Source organism: Photorhabdus sp. RM323S (assembly GCF_042879375.1).
Taxonomy (GTDB): domain Bacteria; phylum Pseudomonadota; class Gammaproteobacteria; order Enterobacterales; family Enterobacteriaceae; genus Photorhabdus; species Photorhabdus tasmaniensis.
In genome coordinates this window covers 1-2,907 of sequence record NZ_JBHFKZ010000118.1, presented here as the reverse complement: position 1 = coordinate 2,907, position 2,907 = coordinate 1, and the positions used below count along the sequence as shown (strand labels likewise).

General features: G+C 39.5%; 8 protein-coding genes. All 8 read right to left on the bottom strand.

The annotated features are described in order from the left end of the window. Positions 1-42 precede the first annotated feature (42 nt). Complete coding sequence (locus ACGF7G_RS21905; RefSeq protein ID WP_387468375.1) at positions 43-375, bottom strand: phage holin, lambda family; 333 nt, start codon at positions 373-375, stop codon at positions 43-45. Between the two features lie 226 nt (positions 376-601). Next, positions 602-1,000, bottom strand: coding sequence for an antiterminator Q family protein (locus tag ACGF7G_RS21900; RefSeq protein WP_387468374.1), 399 nt, complete (start codon positions 998-1,000; stop codon positions 602-604). Between the two features lie 202 nt (positions 1,001-1,202). Continuing rightward, positions 1,203-1,574, bottom strand: coding sequence for a RusA family crossover junction endodeoxyribonuclease (locus ACGF7G_RS21895; RefSeq protein WP_387468372.1), 372 nt, complete (start codon positions 1,572-1,574; stop codon positions 1,203-1,205). A 1-nt stretch (position 1,575) separates the two neighbouring features. Next, the gene (locus ACGF7G_RS21890) at positions 1,576-1,860 is read right to left on the bottom strand and encodes a DUF1364 domain-containing protein (RefSeq protein WP_387468370.1); all 285 of its coding nucleotides are present in this window, start codon (positions 1,858-1,860) and stop codon (positions 1,576-1,578) included. Between the two features lie 2 nt (positions 1,861-1,862). Beyond that, positions 1,863-2,237: a DUF2591 domain-containing protein gene (locus ACGF7G_RS21885; protein ID WP_387468368.1), complete on the bottom strand. Its 375-nt coding sequence runs from the start codon at positions 2,235-2,237 to the stop codon at positions 1,863-1,865. Next, positions 2,227-2,400, bottom strand: coding sequence for a NinE family protein (locus ACGF7G_RS21880; RefSeq protein ID WP_387468366.1), 174 nt, complete (start codon positions 2,398-2,400; stop codon positions 2,227-2,229). The genes ACGF7G_RS21885 and ACGF7G_RS21880 overlap by 11 nt, the downstream gene beginning before the upstream one ends. Then, complete coding sequence (locus ACGF7G_RS21875) at positions 2,360-2,554, bottom strand: ClpX C4-type zinc finger protein (protein WP_387468364.1); 195 nt, start codon at positions 2,552-2,554, stop codon at positions 2,360-2,362. The genes ACGF7G_RS21880 and ACGF7G_RS21875 overlap by 41 nt, the downstream gene beginning before the upstream one ends. Then, a partial coding sequence (locus tag ACGF7G_RS21870; RefSeq protein WP_387468362.1) for a hypothetical protein occupies positions 2,551-2,907 on the bottom strand: 357 nt, incomplete at its 5' end. The genes ACGF7G_RS21875 and ACGF7G_RS21870, both read right to left, overlap by 4 nt.

Sequence of the window (2,907 nt, the reverse complement as noted above, 5' to 3'; positions counted from 1 at the left end):
CTGTTATAGTCGATATTGCCGGGGTTATTATTACGAACGCCTCTACTTTGCATCTGATACCCCCGCTTTATTACGCAAAGTCCCGCGCATCAACTGACCGAAAAAGTCAGTTCCCAAATAACCAATAATCACGCTTCCGATGTAAGCCAGATCCGTGCTCAAATTTAAAAAGACCAGTAAGTCACGAATAAACCATGCGATAAGTGCACACATCATTGCGTCAATAATTGTCTTCCAGAACTTACCGCCGTTATATCTACCCCGGAGATAAGCCATTAAGCCGGCCAGTCCCGCACCTACACCTTGTTCTTTGACTGATAGCAACCATAACCACAGCTGCATCCAAATGTCTGGTTGCTTGTCCATGAGCTTCATATCCACCCCCATAAAATGGGCGTCAGTGGGGGTGGGTTATAGCCGCCCCTGTGAGTTATAGTTAATTAAAGACGCCAACCGCAACAAAGATTGGAGTGTTGAGAAGTTGCGGCGGCGAAAATGAAAAAACCCCGCAGAAAACGAGGCTGGTTAATTCGATAAGCTGTGTGACATAGCTATCACTCTTATCACATTATATTGGTTTTTGTAATTACACAACCCTTATTTATGCAAACTGATAGATATTTTCTTTTTGAGTTATTTCATCTATTTCTAATTTAATATTAGCTATTGCCAGACATCCCTCAATAAATCCCTCTGCTGCCTGTAGTCGTTTTGCTACTTCATTGTGGGATATTCCCAGCTTTCCTCCCATAGCCCTGAGAGTAAATGTCTTAACATAGTGCATGATGATTAGCTGGAAGTAATAAGGATTATATTTTCTCAATCGAGTAATTGCGGCATCAATAGCAACTCCATCATCATCACAACACTGAGCACGAGTCTTTCGCGTGCTGGGAATTAGCCCTTTAAACCCGGCAGCGATCGGCGACCAATCAACGTCACTGTTTCCCTCGCCAGCCCACGCACCCCAACGTTCTAAAACCTGTTGAATATCACGCATATGCTTACCCCGTTGCTATTTTTCTGACTGCAAAACTGAATGATATTTGTCATATTTAGTTGAAAACATGACTGAGTGTTTTTTGCCCCTGACTCTTCGATCCTGAATAACTCTCAATCGAGCATGTTCACATTGCAGAACAATAAAACTTTTCCTTGTCACTCCATGTCTAAACCGGGCCTCTTCTATTGCTGACTCAATATCAGTGAAGATTGTCATCTCCTATCTCCCATATCTGAATGTCAAGAGAACCACCAGCTACTCTTTCTCCGCGCATGATGCGCATATCATCAATTTGACTATCATCAATCCACAACTCGGCATGGGTTAGGGAGTCGAAAACGGCTTTCGGTAAATTATCAAGATCACGATTTCGCTTATCTGGAGGATTCGCTGTAATTGAGATTTTAATTCTTGATGTTGTTTTAATATCGAGTTTTTGTTGCTTGATTATTTTTATAATTTTCTTTCGATACACAATGCCTTTTGATGAGATGAAATGTCGGCCTCTGCTATGTCGCCAATAAGTATTATTACTGGGAGGCCACGGTAATTTTAGATTGTAGGTTTTCACGTTAAATCTTGCCCTCGGACAGTAATATGGATTGTGTCCTGATAACACCCTCCAGATGAGCTATATGAGCATAATCAGTATCTGTCAGCCTTGTTCTACGGTCTATTTCATCGTGACATGCAGAACATGCCCATGCTCCAAATAAATCGTTGGGTTTCATTCCAATACCACAAATACCAGACATTCTATAATGAGCCAGAACTACAGTTTCACTATTCCCGTTACAAACACCAGGTAATCTAACTTGACATTCTCGACCGCTGGCTTCTTTACGTAAATTTCCCATAATTATTCTTTCCCCTCACTCATCATCAAAAATACAATCATTGCTGCCCGGAGTGGGTTCTCATCATTAACTTCAATGCACGCATTATGATACTGACGTACTGACCAAAAATCATTTACATAAACCAAGCTGATTTTATTCTTAATAACAATTGGCATTGCATCAGCGCAATCATTGCAATAATCGAACGGTCCAATTTCCGAAAAATCAGATTCATCTTGAAATTTAACATCAGCCATCACTTGACGATGAAATACACGAAACACATGATTACGCTGTCGAATATTAATAATTTCTGCAAAGCTTTCTTTGTATTGCTGAATCAGTACTAATTTATTAATTTCGAAATCTGACAATTCACTGTATTTATTTCTCATTTCTATTTCTCCGTCTATCCCACTTTGCACGCAATAGCTGATAAACATAGTCAAATGTTTCAACTTCTGATTCCGTGGGAACTGGCTTTGATTTTTTATTAGATGGGACTTTATAGATTAGATTATTGATGACTCGCTGAGTCTGGGATGTTTGCTGACTCATTTAATTTATTTCCATCTTTCAATATTAACGTCCCAACACAGCGAAGAACGCAACTATCGCAAATATCACTGTTATTCATTCCCGAGACCATTGCATTTACTTCATCTTGCGATTTACCGCAAAAATTACACCAATGTTTGTTGTCCGCTATCATTTATCCTGCTCCTGTTTTAATTTCATATATTGCGAGTTATTTGGAATAGTCACTAAACACCCAATATCAAGCGCCCACTTTTCAACTTGCGTCATAAAATGAAACATCTCTCCCGTATCTAATTTAGATGTCTTTCTAAGCATCCTCACGCGCTCCGGCGACTGCGTATTTAAGTCAATAATATCTATTGCTTCATAACCTAAGAATGTATGTTTCAACGCTTCTTTAACATCCTCCGGCGTTAATTTAGCGTTATTCTTATTTAAATAACGACTTATTTCACCGCACCACATATGAAACGTGCTATTTTGTGGAATTGAGCGAACATCTTTCCACGGCTTAATAATAATTCG

Excerpts from the sequence above, each read along its gene's own strand:
- ACGF7G_RS21905 (WP_387468375.1), bottom strand. The coding sequence starts at position 375 with ATGAAGCTCATGGACAAGCAACCAGACATTTGGATGCAGCTGTGGTTA.
- ACGF7G_RS21900 (WP_387468374.1), bottom strand. The coding sequence starts at position 1,000 with ATGCGTGATATTCAACAGGTTTTAGAACGTTGGGGTGCGTGGGCTGGC.
- ACGF7G_RS21890 (WP_387468370.1), bottom strand. The coding sequence starts at position 1,860 with ATGGGAAATTTACGTAAAGAAGCCAGCGGTCGAGAATGTCAAGTTAGA.
- ACGF7G_RS21885 (WP_387468368.1), bottom strand. The coding sequence starts at position 2,237 with ATGAGAAATAAATACAGTGAATTGTCAGATTTCGAAATTAATAAATTA.
- ACGF7G_RS21880 (WP_387468366.1), bottom strand. The coding sequence starts at position 2,400 with ATGAGTCAGCAAACATCCCAGACTCAGCGAGTCATCAATAATCTAATC.
- ACGF7G_RS21875 (WP_387468364.1), bottom strand. The coding sequence starts at position 2,554 with ATGATAGCGGACAACAAACATTGGTGTAATTTTTGCGGTAAATCGCAA.